Origin of the sequence: Peptoniphilus raoultii, assembly GCF_900099555.1 — a bacterium.
GTDB lineage: Bacteria > Bacillota > Clostridia > Tissierellales > Peptoniphilaceae > Peptoniphilus_A > Peptoniphilus_A raoultii.
In genome coordinates, this window is record NZ_FMWM01000002.1 from 1,411,048 (window position 1) to 1,426,427 (window position 15,380).

A 15,380-nucleotide genomic window follows, 5' to 3' on the forward strand; every position below is an offset into this window, starting at 1 on the left:
TAGATTTTTTCCATTAAAAAAATCCATAATTTATTCAATTATGGATCTAATCTTTTGATAAAGTAAATCTATGGCAACTTCATTGTGACCGCCTTCAGGAATAATTATATCGGCATATTTTTTTGAAGGTTCAACAAACTGTAGATGAGCAGGGCGTACTGAATTCATATATTGTAGAATAACTGAATCAAGACTCCTTCCTCTTTCCTTTATGTCCCTTAAAATTCTTCTAATAATTCTCACATCAGAATCTGTATCTACAAAGACTTTTATGTCAAGTAAATTTCTTATATCTTCATCTTGAAGGATTAATATTCCTTCCAAAATAATAATTTCTTTAGGACTAACTTTTTCTTTTTCTTTTTTTCTATTGTGTATTTCAAAATCATAAAGGGGTTTTTCTATGGATTTCCCTTCTTTTAACTTTTTTAAATGGTCAATTAGAAGATCACTATCAAAGGCAAAAGGATGGTCATAATTTGTTTTGACTCTTTCTTCATAAGAGAGATTTGACTGGTCCTTATAATAAGAGTCTTCTTCAATAACAGTTACCTTTTCCTCACGAATTTTTTCTACAAGCCTATTTGTAACAGTTGTCTTTCCACTACCACTTCCGCCAGCAATGCCGATTATTAATCTTTTTTTACTCACTTACTTTTCTCCTAATAAAATATCCCTTTTGACATTTTCCGTCAGCTTTAATCTTAAAAATCTCTTTAGCCTTATTTGCCACATCAATTTCCCTATCCTTGTCATCTGTCATATAGCCAATTGTTTGATTATAGTGTTTTATTGAGGGACCAAAAATTTCAACTTCTTCTCCCTTAAAAATTCTTGACCTTTCTTCGCAAGTTGCAATTTTTGTTTTTTCATCATAGTCAAGAACAAGACCCACAAAATCATAACCTCTAATATATGAATTTTTATCATAGACCTGTGATGATTCATTGGCCTTATTATAGAAAAATCCCGTTGTAAAATCTCTATGGCTAACTTTTTTAATTTCCTCTAAAAGATAGGGATCAAATTTATAGTTTTCAGGATCATTATAATAGGAATCAATGGCCATTCTATATGATCTTACTACTGTTGCTAAATAATATTCGCTCTTTACCCTACCTTCAATTTTTAAGGACCTAATTCCAGCTTCAATTAAATCTGGTACATGTTCAATCATACAAAGGTCTTTAGAATTCATAATAAAAGTTCCCTCATCATGCTCCTCAATTGAGAAATATTCTCCTTGCCTTTTTTCTTCCATTAAATAATATTTATATCTACATGGCTGAGCACAGTCGCCCATATTTGCATTTCTTCCTGTCATATAATTTGATAAAAGACACCTACCAGAATAGGACATACACATGGCTCCATGGCAAAATGTTTCTATATCTATTTTTCCGTCCACATCTTTTACAATTTCCCGAATCTCATTTAAAGATAATTCTCTTGCGAGGACAACTCTTTTAGCCCCAAGTTTTTGCCAAAATAAAACTGTTGATGAGTTTGTAACGGAAGCCTGAGTTGAAATGTGAATTTCGGTTTTTGTGATTACTTCTTTTATTCTTAAAAACATGCCTGGGTCGCTTACAATAAATGCATCAACCCCAATTCCTTCTAGTTTTTTTACATAATCTTCAAGGCCCTTTATATCATCATTATGAGGAATAATATTTAGGGTAACATGAAGTTTTTTGCCCCTTTCATGTAAATAATCCGCCGCTTCCTTTATTTTATCTAAGGTGAAATTTTTAGAAGCCTTTCTTAGTCCAAAGGATTCTCCTCCCAAGTAAACGGCATCTGCCCCATATTCTATAGCTGTTTTTAATTTTTCCATATCACCTGCAGGTGCAAGTAATTCAATTTTATCCATTATCTCTCCTAACTAATAAAATCCCATCACCAATTGGTACTATTGATGAAGTAAATCTCTTGTCACTTTCAATTTTTTCTAAAAAAGATCTAAGTCTTCTAACTATAGTTATTTTTCTTTTCTTAACTAAATCATCATTTGCTATCATGCCCTTAAAAAGCACATTATCACAAATTATAACACCCCTTGGATTTAATTTTTCAATTGCAAGAGAAAAATAATTTTCATATTGACCCTTAGCAGCATCAATAAAAATCAAATCAAATTTATCTAAAGTCTTTTGCAAAAATACATAGGCATCTTCCAAATAAATATTTATCTTATCTTGAAAGCCAAAATCTTCTATATTTTTTTTTGCCAATTTATACATTTTTTCACTTATTTCAACTGTAACAAGATTTTCTATGGCATTTTGATTTTTTACAAAAGAAATTGCAGAATAGCCAATTGCACTTCCAAGTTCCAAGACTTTTTTTGGTTCAATAAGCTTTAAGAGAAATTTTAAAAATTCTTCACTTTCCTCTTCAATAATTGGCACATGATTTTCCTCTGCATATTTTCTTAAGACTTCTAAGTCCTCATCTTTTTTAACTATTAAACTTCTTATATAATCTTCTATAAAATCGTAATTTACATTAACCATATTATTCTTAAAAAAGGGAATCTTCTGATTCCCTTAAATTTCCATTATTATAGGTAAGATCATAGGATTCCTTTTTGTTGTCTGGAAGATATATGACTTAAGTCCTTCTCTTATTTCAGATTTTAAACTTGTCCAGTCCCTTAAATGTTTTCTTGTATTTTCATTTAAGATATCTTTGACAACTTTTTTAGAATCATCTATTAAATCTCCTGACTCCCTAACATAGACAAAACCTCTGGAAATTATGTCTGGCCCTGAAATGACTTCGCCTGTATTTGTCACAGAAATTACAACAATTACAAGACCATCTTCAGCCAAATGCTGCCTATCTCTTAAGACAATATTTCCAACATCTCCAATGCCAAGACCATCAACTAAAATATTTCCACTTGGCACATCGGCCACAAGATTAGCTCCGTCTTCACCAATTTCAAGACAGTTTCCATTTTCCATAATATAAATATTGTCATGCTTTACTCCCATTTGTTCAGCAATTTCAGCATGCTTCATTTGATGCCTGATTTCACCATGGGCAGGAATAAAATATTTTGGATTAACAAGCTCTAAAAGGAGCTTTAATTCTTCTTGGCAAGCGTGACCTGAAACGTGAATTTCAGAAAGTGTTTCATAAATAACTTCAGCTCCACTTTCAAGAAGTTTATTAATAACTTTTGTTACATCTTTTTCATTTCCAGGAATTGGATTTGCCGATAAAATTATGGCATCATTGGGAGTTAGCTTAATTTTTCTGTGTTCATTATAGGCTATTCTTGTCAGAGCACTCATGGGTTCGCCTTGAGAGCCTGTTGTTATTAAACAAAGCTCGCTGTCATCATATTTATTCATATCCCTAATATCTACAAAAGTATCTTTTTTAACTTTAAGCTGGCCAAGTCTTCTTGCAGTCTCTGTTACATTAAGCATAGACCTTCCTGAAAGGACAACTTTTCTATTATATTTTTCTGCAGAATTAATTATTTGCTGAACCCTATGCACATTTGATGCAAAAGTTGCAATAATAATTCTACTATCCATTAATTGCATAAAAAGACGGTTAAAAGTTTCTCCAACTTTTGACTCACTCATAGTATATCCTTCACGAAGGACATTTGTTGATTCTCCAACCATGGCAATTACACCTTTTTTGCCAATGTCTGCAATTCTTGCAAGGTCAATTGGCTTGCCTGAAATTGGAGTTAAATCAATTTTAAAATCTCCGCTGTGGTAAACATAGCCAAGAGGAGTTTTAATTGCAAGAGCTGTTGAATCTGGAATTGAGTGATTTACCCTAATCCATTCAACTTCCATTTTTCCAAGTTTAACTGTATCTCCTGCATGGACAACATTTAGACATTTTTTTGATAAATTGTGTTCCTTAAATTTGTTTTCTAATAATCCAATTGTAAGTGGTGTTCCATAAATTTCCATATCCAATTTTTTCATTATATATGGAATGGCACCAATATGATCTTCGTGTCCATGCGTCAAAACAAGACCTCTAATCTTGTTTTTATTTTCAACTAAATAAGTCACGTCAGGAATAACTACATCTATTCCCAGCATTTCATCCTCAGGAAAAGTCATGCCGCAATCAACAATAATAATGTCATCTCTATATTCAATAACCGTCATGTTCTTTCCTATTTCGTGTAATCCCCCTAAGGGAATTATTCTTAGCTTATTGCTATTTTTCATCTACATCTCCTAACTTCTTTTGGCAGTCTTCGCAATAACCCATAACTTTTAGAGAATGATCTACAATTTCAAATTTATATTTATTTTTAATTTCTTCTTCGATAGCGTCTAACTTATCAACATTTACTTCTGTAATTTTTCCGCAATTTAAACAAATGAGGTGATGGTGTCTATGACCCTTGTTTTTTAATTTTAATTCATATCTAACAATGTTGTCTTCAAAGGTGATTTGATCTAGTATGCCTAACTTATGAAAAAGTTGCAAAGTCCTATAAACTGTTGCAATACCTATTTCAGGATTTTTATCTGATATATATTTATAAACTTCTTCTGTGGTTAAGTGCTCATCAATATGATCACAGAAAACCTTATAAACTGTATCTCTTTGCCAGGTATATTTGTAGCCATGCTCTTTTAACACATCTTTCACATTTAAATCTTTTAAATTCATATTTTCACCTATTGTAATTTTTCTTGTAAGAGTTCTTCATAAATTTTTGAAGCCTCTTCCAGTTCATCATCATCAATTCCTTCCAATACTTCTTCACCATTTTCGTCAAGAGTAATTCTAAGAATATAAACATAAGGATTTTCTTCATTTGCAGGTATCATTGCAATATAATCATTTTCATCTATGGAAAATTTCCCTTGTATTATAAATTCCATAGCTTTACCCGATTCATCATAGAATACTGTTTTTTCCATAATCCTCCTTATTGCGGATGCTGTCAATATATGACTGTAAAATAAAGGATGCTGCAATTTTATCAACATATTTCTTTCTATTTTCCCTCCTGACTGAAGATTCAATTAAAATTCTATCAGCCATAAGAGTTGTCATCCTTTCATCAACATATACCAGCTGTATCCTAAACTTATTTTTAAGCTTTTCTGCAAATTTCATAACCATTTGACCAGTTGGCCCAATGGTATTGTTCATATTTTTCGGAAGTCCTGCCACTACTTTTTTTACATTGTACTTCTCTAATATTTCATGAATTTTCTCATAGGCCTCTTTGTTAGATGTCCTTTCAACTGTGCATAGACTTTGAGCAATAGTAAAAGTTTCATCACTAATTGCTATGCCAATATATTTTTCTCCTATATCAAGTCCTATTACCCTATCCATAAAATCACAACCTTATAGGTACATATTAAATATGTAAAAGAGATGGTCTTGCCATCTCAATTATTTTCTAAATAAACTTTTAACATTTCTTGTAAAAGCTCGTCACGCTCAATATCCTGAATTATGGACCTTGCATCTTCATGGCTTGTAATATATGTGGGATCGCCAGACAATATATATCCAATAATTTGATCAATAGGATTATAACCCTTTTCTTCCAAAGCCTTATAAACTTTCTTTAAAACTTCTTTAATTCTTGACCTTTCTAATTTTTGTTTTTCAAAAACTTGAGTATTGCTATTATTTTGATCCATAACTACCTCCAAGTAAATTATAGCATAAGTGGCAAAAATTGTATATTAGATAAAATTTAGATAAAATCTGAAAGAGAATTTAAAGCATCATCAACTTTTTCTAAAATTTTTCCGCCGGCAGTTGCCATATCAGGTCTTCCGCCACCGCTGCCGCCTGCAATTTTTGCTATATCCTTAATAATCTTTCCAGCTTCGTAAGGATTTTTTACTAAATCTTTAGAAAGTGCGCACACAAAATTAATTTTTCCATCAATAATACCTGCAAATAAAATTACAATTTTTGATATTTTACTTCTAATTTCATCAGCCATATCCCTTAAAGTATTTACATCTTTATCTATAAATTTATAGCTAACGTAATTTATATCGCCCTTAGTTTTTATATTTTCAAGGACTTTTGAAACCTCATCTTTAGCACTGTCATGTTCAAGTTTATCTATTTCCTTGTGAAGTTTTTTAATTTCTTCAATATTTGCTTTAGTCTTTTGAAGAATATCACTTTTATTTACCTTAAGTTCTCTTGAAAGATCATCTCTTAAGCTATCCGCCTTTAAAAGATATTTATAAACTGCAAGGCCTGTTATTGATTCAATTCTTCTAACTCCGCTTGAAACTCCAGATTCAGATAAAATTTTGAACATAGAAATTTGTGCTGTATTTGAAACGTGAGTGCCGCCGCAAAGTTCCATGGAATAATCTCCCATAGATAAAACTCTAACAAGGTCTCCATATTTTTCTTCAAAAAGTCCAATTGCTCCCATTTCTCCAGCCTTTTGTGGATTTGTAATTGTTGTTACAACAGGAAGATCTTCAAAAATCTTTTCATTTACCCTAGCTTCTATTTTTTTAAGGTCTTCTTTAGAGATCGCTTCATAATGTGTAAAGTCAAATCTCATTCTATCAGCTTCAACAAGGGAGCCTGCTTGATTAACATGGCTTCCCAAAGTTTCTTTTAAGGCCTTGTGAAGAAGGTGAGTAACTGAATGATTTCTCCTAATATTATTTCTTCTTTCAACATCAATTTCAGCCCCCACTTTTTCTTTTTGTAAGCAGCCTTCTAAAACTTCTACTAGATGAAGATGAAGACCCTCTCTTGTTTTTTTAGTATCAAAAACTCTTAACTTAAAATCAGAACCTATGATATAACCTGTATCGCCAACTTGTCCGCCGCCTTCGCCATAAAAAGGAGTTTTATCAAGAAGAACCATGACTTTTTCTCCTGGCTCTGCACTTTCAACTTCCTTATAATTTTTAAAAATCCCTGTGATTTCTCCTTGACAAGAATTATGGTCATAGCCTAAAAATTCATTTGTATAGCCTTCAAAAACAGATTCATCTGCATGAGAATCCCAGCCAATATTAGAATCATCTCTGGCATTCCTTGCTCTTTCTCTTTGTTCATCCATTTTTTCTTCAAAGCCCTTTTGATCAATTTCAAGGCCCTTTTCCCAAAGAATTTCTCTTGTTAAATCAGGTGGGAATCCATAGGTATCATAAAGTTTAAAGACATCTTCGCCACCTAGCACTTTTTTATTATCAGCTTCAAGCTTCTCAATAAGACCTGATAAAATATTCATACCAGATTCAATAGTAGTTAAGAATTTGTCTTCTTCTCCCTTTATAACATCCTTTATTTTTTCTCTATTTTCAATTAATTCTTTATATTCAACGCCCCATGAGTCAATAATCAAATCACAAAGTTCATATAAAAAAGCCTTTTTAAGGCCAAGAAGCCTTCCATGTCTTGCTGCCCTTCTTATAAGTCTTCTTAAAACGTAGCCTCTTCCTTCATTTGATGGCCTTACAGTGTCACCAACTAAAAAAGTAATGGCCCTTATATGGTCAGTTATAACCCTTGCTGATTCGTCAAGTTTTTTGTCTAAGCCATATTTGTAGCCTGACATATTTTTAATTTCTTCAAGGATTTCTTTTATGGCATCTATTTCAAAAATATTATTTGCATGTTGAAGAACTGTAGAAATTCTTTCAAGACCCATTCCAGTATCAATATTTGGATGAGCTAAGGGATTATAAACTCCCTTTTCATCCTTGTCAAATTGTGTGAAAACAAGGTTCCAAACTTCAATAAATCTGTCACCTTCACCGCCAGGTCTTTCATCCTCTGACCCGTATTCTAATCCTCTATCAACATAAATTTCTGTGCAAGGACCTGATGGACCAACTTCTAGTTCCCAAAAATTATCTTCCTTTCCAAGACGGATAATCTTTTCTTCAGGAACTCCGATCTCATCCTTCCAAATATTGTAGGCTTCGTCATCTTCAAAATAAACTGTAACCCAGAGATCTTCCTTTGGAATTTCAAGATTGACAGTTAAAAATTCCCACGCCCAAGGGATAGCTTCTTTTTTAAAATAATCTCCAAAAGAAAAGTTGCCAAGCATTTCAAAAAAAGTTGCATGTCTGTCAGTTTTTCCTACATTTTCAATGTCACCTGTTCTCAAACATTTTTGACATGTTGTAACCCTTTTGGCAGGTGGAGTCGCTTCCCCTGTAAAGAATTTTTTCATTGGAGCCATGCCTGCTCCTATTAATAATAGTGATTTATCATTCTTAGGAATTAATGAAAAAGAAGGCAGTACATAATGACCTTTTTTTTCAAAAAAACTAAGGAATTCTTTTCTTATTTCGTGTAGACCTAAATTTTTCATTGAACACCTCATTTTAAAAAAACTCCCCTAGAGGAGTATGCTAAAATAATTATAAAGTTTTTAGGAAAAAATGTCAATTTTTTGAAATTCTGAGCCTATGATTTTCCTACTTTGTACTTTCTACTTCTAAATAATAGGTCCCACTAGCGTGGTTTCCATAATCTGTAATTTCAAGATGTTCGACAATTCTCTTATCAATACCCAAAATTTTATAATATAAATTTACAAAGTGAAAAGAGTCGATAATAATAGCAAAGTATAAAATTATGCCCAAAACAATACTAATAATTTTTAATTTTTTTGTCATCTTTATAACTCCTCACTATATTTATTTAATTTAATATTATCACTTTTTAACAATAAATACTACTTATTCATTTAAATTTCAGAATTTTTTTGAAAACCCTTGACAATTTTTAAAAGTCTTGTAAAATATAATTAATATAAAATGTTGATTAGAAAGTAGTAGCTTGTAGCTAACTTATAGAGAGATAATGGTTGGTGGAAATTATTGGAAGGTTACCTGTGAATGGGTCTATGAATGCAAAGCGAATTATAGTAGCTAAGACGGATTTCTCCCGTTATAGAGATAGGATATGTATGTATCTGAAAAGAGATCTATTTTTATAGAAAAAGGATGGCACCGCGAATTTACCATTTGCTCCTTATGAGCAAGTGGTTTTTTATTGCCAATAAAAATGACCTATAATTAATATTTTAAATTTTAAGATAGGAGTAATTATTATGACAAGTAGTAAATCATCAACAAGAATTTTAGTAACAAGCGCCATACTTATGGCATTAGGAACAGTGCTTCACACAGTGGTGCCTGGTTTTGGAATTAAACCAGACTTTATGCTGGCATGTATGTTTGTTTCCCTAACTTTGACAAAAAGAAATTCAGAAATGGCAGTTATAGGAATTGTTGCTGGAATTATAACGGCAATGACAACGGGCTTTCCTGCTGGGCAAATCCCAAATTTAGTTGACAAGGCCCTTACAACAATTTTCTTCGGCTTTCTTTTAAGACTTATGCAAAGAAAGGGTGAAGTTAAATTATTTGAATACGGAATATTATTTTTTATAGGAACTATGTTTTCAGGTTCAGTATTTTTAGCTTGCTGTCTTCTTCTTGGAAAACTACTTGGAATGGCAGAAGTTATAGCAATTTTTTCAGGCGGTCTAATCCCTATGCTAATAGCAGTGGTTTTCCCAACAGCCTGTGCAAATACTGTCTTCGGAATTATAATGGTAAAAATAATTAAAATTATTGATAAGACAAAATAAGTTTAAAGAAAAAGATTAGGGACTATCCAATGTGGACAGTCCCTTTATTTTGTTTTCTTATATTTCAGCAATAGCTTCTATTTCAATTATTCCATTTTTGGGAAGATTTGAAACTTCTACACAAGATCTCGCAGGTTTATGTTCCTTAAAATATTTTGAATAAATTTCATTCACCTTGCCAAAGTCTGCCATATTTATTAAGAAAATATTAACTTTAATGGTCTTATCTAAACTTGTTCCCGCTTCTTCCAAAATTTCCTTAACATTTTCAAGGCTTCTTTCTGTTGCCTTTTCAATGTCATCTGAAATTAATTCTCCGCTTTCAGGAATAATTGGAAGCTGTCCTGAAGTGAATACTAAATTTCCAGTAATTATCCCTTGTGAATAAGGGCCTACTGCTGCTGGTGCTTTTTTTGTTTCAATAACTTTACTCATAAATCCTCCTCGTCCTTAATCATTAATTTATCTTCGACCTCATCTTGACTTTCTCCTTCATTGTCATCTTTTGACCAAAGTCTTTCCAAATTATAATAGGCTCTTTCATCCTTATGAAAAACATGGACAATAATATCTCCATAGTCGAGCAAAATCCATCTTGCAGAATTTTTGCCGTCAAGATTTTCAAGGCATACTCCTTCCTTATCTAGTCTTTCTTCAATTTCATCAGCAAGTGCCGAAACTTGGGTTTGTGAATTACCGCTAACTATAACAAAATAATCAGCAATTGATGAAAGTTCTTTAATGTCAATTACCTTAAAATCAATCCCCTTTTTAGACAGACAAGAGTCTTTAATAATTTCTAGTTTCTCCTTAACTTCCAAATTTACCTCCTTATTTAAAACTTAAATTTGTTAATAAATTATTTGCTTCATCTTCATCTACTATAAAATATGAAACCTTCTTAATGTATTTTGGATATCCTGGAAGTGTTTGGGCATTAATATTTTCCATATTAAGTTTCGTAGCCGCCATGGCAAGTTTTAATAGATAGTTTTTAGGAATATTATTTTGAGTGTCATTAACATAAGCATTAAAAAGCATAGGTGCTTTTATAATTGTTTTTCCACTTTTTAAAGATGTGAATAAAGCTCTCATAAATTCCTGTTGAGCTCCTAACCTTTCAAGGTCGCTGCCGCTTTTGTATCCCTTTCTAAATCTTAAAAATCCTACTGCGTCAGAACCATTTAATACTTGTTCCCCTTCTTTTATGTGAATATAAAGTGGTGGGTCAGCTGTTGGATCTTCATAGTCCATATTTAAGGGTACATTTACTTTTACCCCACCTAGACTATCTACAACATCCATAACAAATTTATAGTCAATTGTTAAATAATATTTTATATCCGTTCCCAAAAGATTATTAACTGTTGCAAGGGTAAGCTCACTTCCCCCATAATTATATGAATGATTTATCTTTTGTTTTTTGTAGCCCCTAATTTCTGCATAAGTATCTCTAGGGATTGAAATTAAATCAAGTTTCCCATTTTCAAGGTCAAAATTTCCAATTATTATTGTGTCTGATCTTGTATTTTCAGCCTTTTTTGACTCCAGAGAATCAACTCCTAAAACTAAAAACTTAAGGTTTTTTAAAGAACTAACCTCTGGGTCCTTACTTGTTTTGTAATAATAATATCCTCCAATAGATCCTCCTAAAATTAGGATAAGTAAAAGAGTTATAAAAAAAGATTTAAAAAAAGTTTTCATCTATTTATCTCCAAATAATAATTTCTAGCATTTACTGACTCCATGGCAATATATTTGTTACTATCAATTAAATTTAAAATATTTTGATTAAGAGCATATTCCATGGCCTTGTCAAGATTTTTATAGGCAAGGGTTCTGGCCTTTTTGGCTTCTGGATAATCCCTGCCAGGTTCAATATAGTCTGCCAAAAACACAATTTTTTCTAGGGTAGACATATTCGGTCTTCCCGTTGTGTGCCAACTAATGGCATTTAAAATGTCCTCATCATGAATATCATAAAGTTTTTCTGCAAGGACTGCTCCCAAAAAAGAATGAATTATTGACGGGGCTTTTTTCATTTCATCTGTGATTTCAAAGTCTACTTTTTGACACAAAGATGGAATTTCGCTCTTATCTTTTAATTTTGCACAGTCGTGAAAATAGCCAGCAATTTCTGCCTTATCTTCATCTTCCTCATAAATTTTTGCAAGGCTCTTAGCCTCTTTAGAAACCCTAAGCATATGGTCATATCTCTTTGTGCCAACCCTATCTTTTATTTCTTTTTCAAATTTTTTAGTATCCAATTTCATCATCTCTATATAATTTATTATCTTTAATGTATTTTATTACTTCTCTAGGCATTAAGTATTTTACAGACTTTTCTTCCCTAATTCTGTTTCTAATTTCTGTTGAAGAAATTTCATAGAGGGGGCTTTCAACTATGTGGATCTTTGTAGAAAAAATTTTTCTAAGAAGAGTCAGCTCTCCTTCAACTTTTTCCTTTTCCATATAATTTGGCCTCAAGGCCACTGCAAATTCAATTTCCCTTGAAAGCTCTTCAAGTTTTTTCCAAGTCTTTAATTGAAATAAGGTGTCAAGACCAATTAAAAAAATATAATCAGCAGGTCTTTGCTCCTTTAGTTCCTTAACCGTATCCACGCTATAGGAATAGCCTGACTTCTTTATTTCTATGTCAGAAACTTCAAAAAATTTATTTGACTCAGTTGCAATTTTTACCATTTCATAACGATATTTTGAATCCAGAGATAAAATTTTGTGGGGGGGATTGCCTGTTGGTATAAATAAAACCTTATCAAGCTTCATTTCCTCCCTCAAATATTCACTTATCATAAGATGACCGTAATGAATGGGGTTAAAGGTACCACCCATAATTCCAATTTTTTCCATATCAATTCCTATCAAATTCTATTTGTTTATTTTCCTTAGACTCCCTATAAATAGTAATCTTAGAACCTATTTGCTGAACAAATTCAGCCCCAGTCCTATTCAAAATTTCTTCTGTCATATTTTTTGCTTCGTCAGGCGAATTTTGAAGGACATTTATTTTAACCAATTCATGATCTTCCAAAAGTTTATCAAGCTGATTGATAAGCCCATCACTAATGCCAGACTTTCCAATTTGAGCAAGGGGTTTTAAATTATTAGCTAAACTTTTAAGATAAGACCTATCTTTTCCTCTTAACATAATATCTCCTAATTAAAAAATTCAAATTCATAACCGCCTATAATGACACTTTCGCCTTCTTCAATTCCAAGTTCCTTTAATTTATCTATTACCTTATTTTTTCTTAAATTTTCTTGGAAATATTTTAGGGATTCATTATCTTCAAAATTTGTGGAGCGAATTAATTTGTCTATATAGGGGCCTTCAACAATATATTCTCCCATTTCCTTATGGACCTTAATTCCCTCTTCACGAACAGATGTGTCAACATAAACTTCGTCATAAGTTTCATAATTTTTGCCATAGTCTTCTATATAAGTATAAACTATTTGCATAAGTTTTTTAACATTTTCTCCAGTAGCAGCGCTTCCTTCAATGATTTCATAATCTCCCTTTAAATTTTCCTTAAAGGATATTAGATTTTCACTTGCCTGTGGAATATCCATCTTATTAGCAAAAATAACCTGCTTTTTCTCCGCTAATTTTTCATTATAGCACTTCAATTCTTCGTTAATCTTATAAAAATCATCGAGGGGATCTCTACCTTCAGTTCCTGCCATATCTATTACATGGATTAAAACCCCTGTCCTTTCAATATGCTTTAAAAATTCGTCACCAAGACCAATGCCTGTGCTTGCTCCTTCAATAAGCCCTGGAATATCAGCAAGTACAAATGACTCTTCAGGACCAAGGGACACAACACCTAAATTCGGCGTAAGAGTAGTGAAAGGATAATTAGAAATTTTTGGTTTTGCAGCAGAAACTACAGAAAGAAGGGTTGACTTTCCAACATTAGGGAAACCAATAAGTCCTGCATCGGCAAGAAGTTTTAATTCTAAAATAATATTTCTCTGTTCACCATCAGAGCCAGCTTGGGCAAAAGCCGGAGCCCTTCTTGTAGATGATTTAAACTTTGCATTGCCAAGGCCTCCCTTGCCTCCACGACAAACTACAAATTCATCATCCTTATTTTTTAAATCAAATATAACAGCTCCTGATTCCTCATCTTTAACAAGAGTCCCAACTGGAACTTTCAAAATAATATCTTTACCACTTCTTCCATATTTAAGCTTACTCATACCATTTTCGCCATTTTCAGCTTTGTATTCTCTTTTATATCTAAAATCCATTAGTGTATGAATGCCTTCGTCAGCTTTAACAATAACACTTCCGCCTCTGCCTCCATCACCACCGTGAGGACCTCCGGAAGGCTCGTATTTTTCCCGTCTCCAGGCAACACAACCATCGCCACCGCGACCAGCTTTTAATTTAATTTTTGCACTGTCTATAAACATAAAGATCCTCCATTTTTTTCATTATATAATAAAAAAATTAAAAGTATGTGACAATATTATAAAAAATTTCTAAAAAATAGTAAACAGATAAAAAGGAGTCGCCAACTGACAACCCCTCCTTAAAATAATAATATCATCTTCACTTTTAAGCTAATTCTTCTTGACAAACATTAACAAACTTCTTTCCGCCTTTTCCCTTAGTAATAAAAGAAACACGTCCATCAACTTTTGCAAAAAGAGTGTCATCATTGCCACGTCCAACATTTTCCCCAGGGAAAATTTTAGTTCCTCTTTGTCTAACTAAAATGTTACCTGCAAGTACATAGGAGCCGTCTCCTTTTTTAACTCCAAGTCTTTTAGCGTTTGAATCACGACCGTTCTTAGAAGAACCAACCCCCTTTTTAGAAGAAAAAAGTTGTAAATCAAATTTAATCATTTTACACCTCCAACTTTAAATAATCGGGATAGGATTCAAGAATCTTTTTAAGCCCTAAAATCAAAAACTCAAAAAAAAATTGAACCCTTTCATCTTTTATATAATTTTTTAAAATTTCAATTTTTAAAAATCCGTCATCTTGCTTATCTAAAATAAATTCAGAGTCAAGGCCACATAAATCAAGAAGTGAAAAGTAGAAAGTTTCAGTTAAGGCAGAAATACCAGCACATACAATCTCTTCAAATTCACCACTAGAAGCATGACCCCTAGATTCAAAACCGTAATAAAAATTACCGTCTTTAAAGAATTTAATTTTCGTCATTAATTAATACTTTCGATTTCAACAAGAGTAAAAGGTTGACGATGGCCTTTTTTCTTTCTTTCATTTTTCTTAGGCTTATATTTATAGACAATTACTTTTTTGTCCTTGGCTTGAAGTAAAACTTTTCCTTCTACTTTAGCACCTTCAATATAAGGCTTACCAACTTTAACATTGTCGTCACCAATTACAAGAACCTTATCGAAAACAACCTTATCGCCAACAGACAAATCAAGCTTTTCAACCTTAATCTTATCCTTAGCTTCAACCCTATATTGTTTTCCACCAGTTTCAATTATTGCATACATTTGTAGCACCTCCTCATTACAAGACTCGCCATAAAGGTAATATTTAAACCTCTTCTGTGCGGTTACATTAATTTATACTAACATAATGCCCCCTATTTATCAAGAAAAATTTTATATTTACATATTTATTATTTCATAAGTTTATATTTTTAAAATTATTTTCTTAAAAAAATATATATTTTTTTATATATCTATTTTATATCATAAAATTCCATTTATAAACAATAAGAGCAATTCAAAATGAAAACGAGACGAAATAATCGC

Annotated in this window: 21 protein-coding genes and 1 other annotated feature; of the genes, 1 reads left to right on the forward strand and 20 read right to left on the reverse strand. The window is 32.0% G+C overall.

Going from position 1 to position 15,380, the window contains the following annotated elements:
- Nucleotides 1-30: 30 nt before the first annotated feature.
- The 10 genes from udk to BQ4446_RS06960 all read right to left on the reverse strand — a co-directional run bounded on the left by udk (nt 31) and on the right by BQ4446_RS06960 (nt 8,630).
- On the reverse strand, nt 31-651 hold the full coding sequence (gene udk, locus BQ4446_RS06915; protein ID WP_071027837.1) for a uridine kinase: 621 nt from the start codon (nt 649-651) through the stop codon (nt 31-33).
- Complete coding sequence (locus BQ4446_RS06920) at nt 644-1,873, reverse strand: peptidase U32 family protein (RefSeq protein ID WP_071027838.1); 1,230 nt, start codon at nt 1,871-1,873, stop codon at nt 644-646. Before BQ4446_RS06920 ends, udk begins: the two co-directional genes overlap by 8 nt.
- Nucleotides 1,866-2,516, reverse strand: a complete 651-nt coding sequence (locus BQ4446_RS06925; protein ID WP_071027841.1) for an O-methyltransferase — start codon at nt 2,514-2,516, stop codon at nt 1,866-1,868. Before BQ4446_RS06925 ends, BQ4446_RS06920 begins: the two co-directional genes overlap by 8 nt.
- Nucleotides 2,517-2,549: 33 nt before the next feature.
- Nucleotides 2,550-4,211, reverse strand: a complete 1,662-nt coding sequence (locus tag BQ4446_RS06930; RefSeq protein ID WP_071027843.1) for a ribonuclease J — start codon at nt 4,209-4,211, stop codon at nt 2,550-2,552.
- Nucleotides 4,201-4,662: a Fur family transcriptional regulator gene (locus tag BQ4446_RS06935; RefSeq protein WP_071027845.1), complete on the reverse strand. Its 462-nt coding sequence runs from the start codon at nt 4,660-4,662 to the stop codon at nt 4,201-4,203. Before BQ4446_RS06935 ends, BQ4446_RS06930 begins: the two co-directional genes overlap by 11 nt.
- Before the next feature lie 8 nt (nt 4,663-4,670).
- Complete coding sequence (locus BQ4446_RS06940; RefSeq protein WP_071027848.1) at nt 4,671-4,916, reverse strand: DUF1292 domain-containing protein; 246 nt, start codon at nt 4,914-4,916, stop codon at nt 4,671-4,673.
- Nucleotides 4,894-5,340: a Holliday junction resolvase RuvX gene (gene ruvX, locus BQ4446_RS06945; protein ID WP_071027850.1), complete on the reverse strand. Its 447-nt coding sequence runs from the start codon at nt 5,338-5,340 to the stop codon at nt 4,894-4,896. The genes BQ4446_RS06940 and ruvX overlap by 23 nt, the downstream gene beginning before the upstream one ends.
- 56 nt (nt 5,341-5,396) lie before the next feature.
- Nucleotides 5,397-5,654: an IreB family regulatory phosphoprotein gene (locus tag BQ4446_RS06950; protein ID WP_071027852.1), complete on the reverse strand. Its 258-nt coding sequence runs from the start codon at nt 5,652-5,654 to the stop codon at nt 5,397-5,399.
- Between the two features lie 56 nt (nt 5,655-5,710).
- A complete protein-coding gene (alaS, locus tag BQ4446_RS06955) occupies nt 5,711-8,323 on the reverse strand; it encodes an alanine--tRNA ligase (protein ID WP_245149689.1) in 2,613 nt (870 codons plus the stop codon).
- A gap of 106 nt (nt 8,324-8,429) precedes the next feature.
- Nucleotides 8,430-8,630, reverse strand: coding sequence for a hypothetical protein (locus BQ4446_RS06960; protein WP_071027855.1), 201 nt, complete (start codon nt 8,628-8,630; stop codon nt 8,430-8,432).
- A 135-nt stretch (nt 8,631-8,765) separates the two neighbouring features.
- Nucleotides 8,766-8,992: a binding site (T-box leader), on the forward strand.
- A 75-nt stretch (nt 8,993-9,067) separates the two neighbouring features.
- On the opposite strand from BQ4446_RS06960, the gene BQ4446_RS06965 reads away from it, so the two are divergent.
- Nucleotides 9,068-9,610: a tryptophan transporter gene (locus tag BQ4446_RS06965; protein WP_245149690.1), complete on the forward strand. Its 543-nt coding sequence runs from the start codon at nt 9,068-9,070 to the stop codon at nt 9,608-9,610.
- 57 nt (nt 9,611-9,667) lie between these two features.
- On the opposite strand, the gene BQ4446_RS06970 is transcribed toward BQ4446_RS06965, so the two are convergent.
- The 10 genes from BQ4446_RS06970 to rplU all read right to left on the reverse strand — a co-directional run bounded on the left by BQ4446_RS06970 (nt 9,668) and on the right by rplU (nt 15,116).
- Nucleotides 9,668-10,045 (reverse strand): RidA family protein, encoded by a 378-nt coding sequence (locus BQ4446_RS06970; protein WP_071027859.1) that lies wholly within the window; start codon nt 10,043-10,045, stop codon nt 9,668-9,670.
- Complete coding sequence (gene rsfS, locus BQ4446_RS06975) at nt 10,042-10,431, reverse strand: ribosome silencing factor (protein ID WP_071027861.1); 390 nt, start codon at nt 10,429-10,431, stop codon at nt 10,042-10,044. The genes BQ4446_RS06970 and rsfS overlap by 4 nt, the downstream gene beginning before the upstream one ends.
- A gap of 10 nt (nt 10,432-10,441) precedes the next feature.
- Nucleotides 10,442-11,314 (reverse strand): LCP family protein, encoded by an 873-nt coding sequence (locus tag BQ4446_RS06980; protein ID WP_071027864.1) that lies wholly within the window; start codon nt 11,312-11,314, stop codon nt 10,442-10,444.
- Nucleotides 11,311-11,883, reverse strand: a complete 573-nt coding sequence (gene yqeK, locus BQ4446_RS06985; protein WP_245149691.1) for a bis(5'-nucleosyl)-tetraphosphatase (symmetrical) YqeK — start codon at nt 11,881-11,883, stop codon at nt 11,311-11,313. The genes BQ4446_RS06980 and yqeK overlap by 4 nt, the downstream gene beginning before the upstream one ends.
- On the reverse strand, nt 11,867-12,481 hold the full coding sequence (nadD, locus tag BQ4446_RS06990) for a nicotinate-nucleotide adenylyltransferase (RefSeq protein ID WP_071027866.1): 615 nt from the start codon (nt 12,479-12,481) through the stop codon (nt 11,867-11,869). Before nadD ends, yqeK begins: the two co-directional genes overlap by 17 nt.
- A 1-nt stretch (nt 12,482) precedes the next feature.
- Nucleotides 12,483-12,779 carry a ribosome assembly RNA-binding protein YhbY gene (yhbY, locus tag BQ4446_RS06995; RefSeq protein ID WP_071027868.1) on the reverse strand — a complete coding sequence of 99 codons (297 nt, stop codon included), beginning with the start codon at nt 12,777-12,779 and terminating at the stop codon, nt 12,483-12,485.
- An 8-nt stretch (nt 12,780-12,787) separates the two neighbouring features.
- Nucleotides 12,788-14,053 (reverse strand): GTPase ObgE, encoded by a 1,266-nt coding sequence (gene obgE, locus BQ4446_RS07000; RefSeq protein WP_071027870.1) that lies wholly within the window; start codon nt 14,051-14,053, stop codon nt 12,788-12,790.
- Between the two features lie 145 nt (nt 14,054-14,198).
- Nucleotides 14,199-14,489, reverse strand: coding sequence for a 50S ribosomal protein L27 (gene rpmA / locus BQ4446_RS07005; RefSeq protein WP_071027872.1), 291 nt, complete (start codon nt 14,487-14,489; stop codon nt 14,199-14,201).
- 1 nt (nt 14,490) lies between these two features.
- Nucleotides 14,491-14,811, reverse strand: a complete 321-nt coding sequence (locus BQ4446_RS07010; protein WP_071027874.1) for a ribosomal-processing cysteine protease Prp — start codon at nt 14,809-14,811, stop codon at nt 14,491-14,493.
- Nucleotides 14,811-15,116: a 50S ribosomal protein L21 gene (gene rplU / locus BQ4446_RS07015; RefSeq protein ID WP_071027875.1), complete on the reverse strand. Its 306-nt coding sequence runs from the start codon at nt 15,114-15,116 to the stop codon at nt 14,811-14,813. Before rplU ends, BQ4446_RS07010 begins: the two co-directional genes overlap by 1 nt.
- Nucleotides 15,117-15,380: the final 264 nt, after the last annotated feature.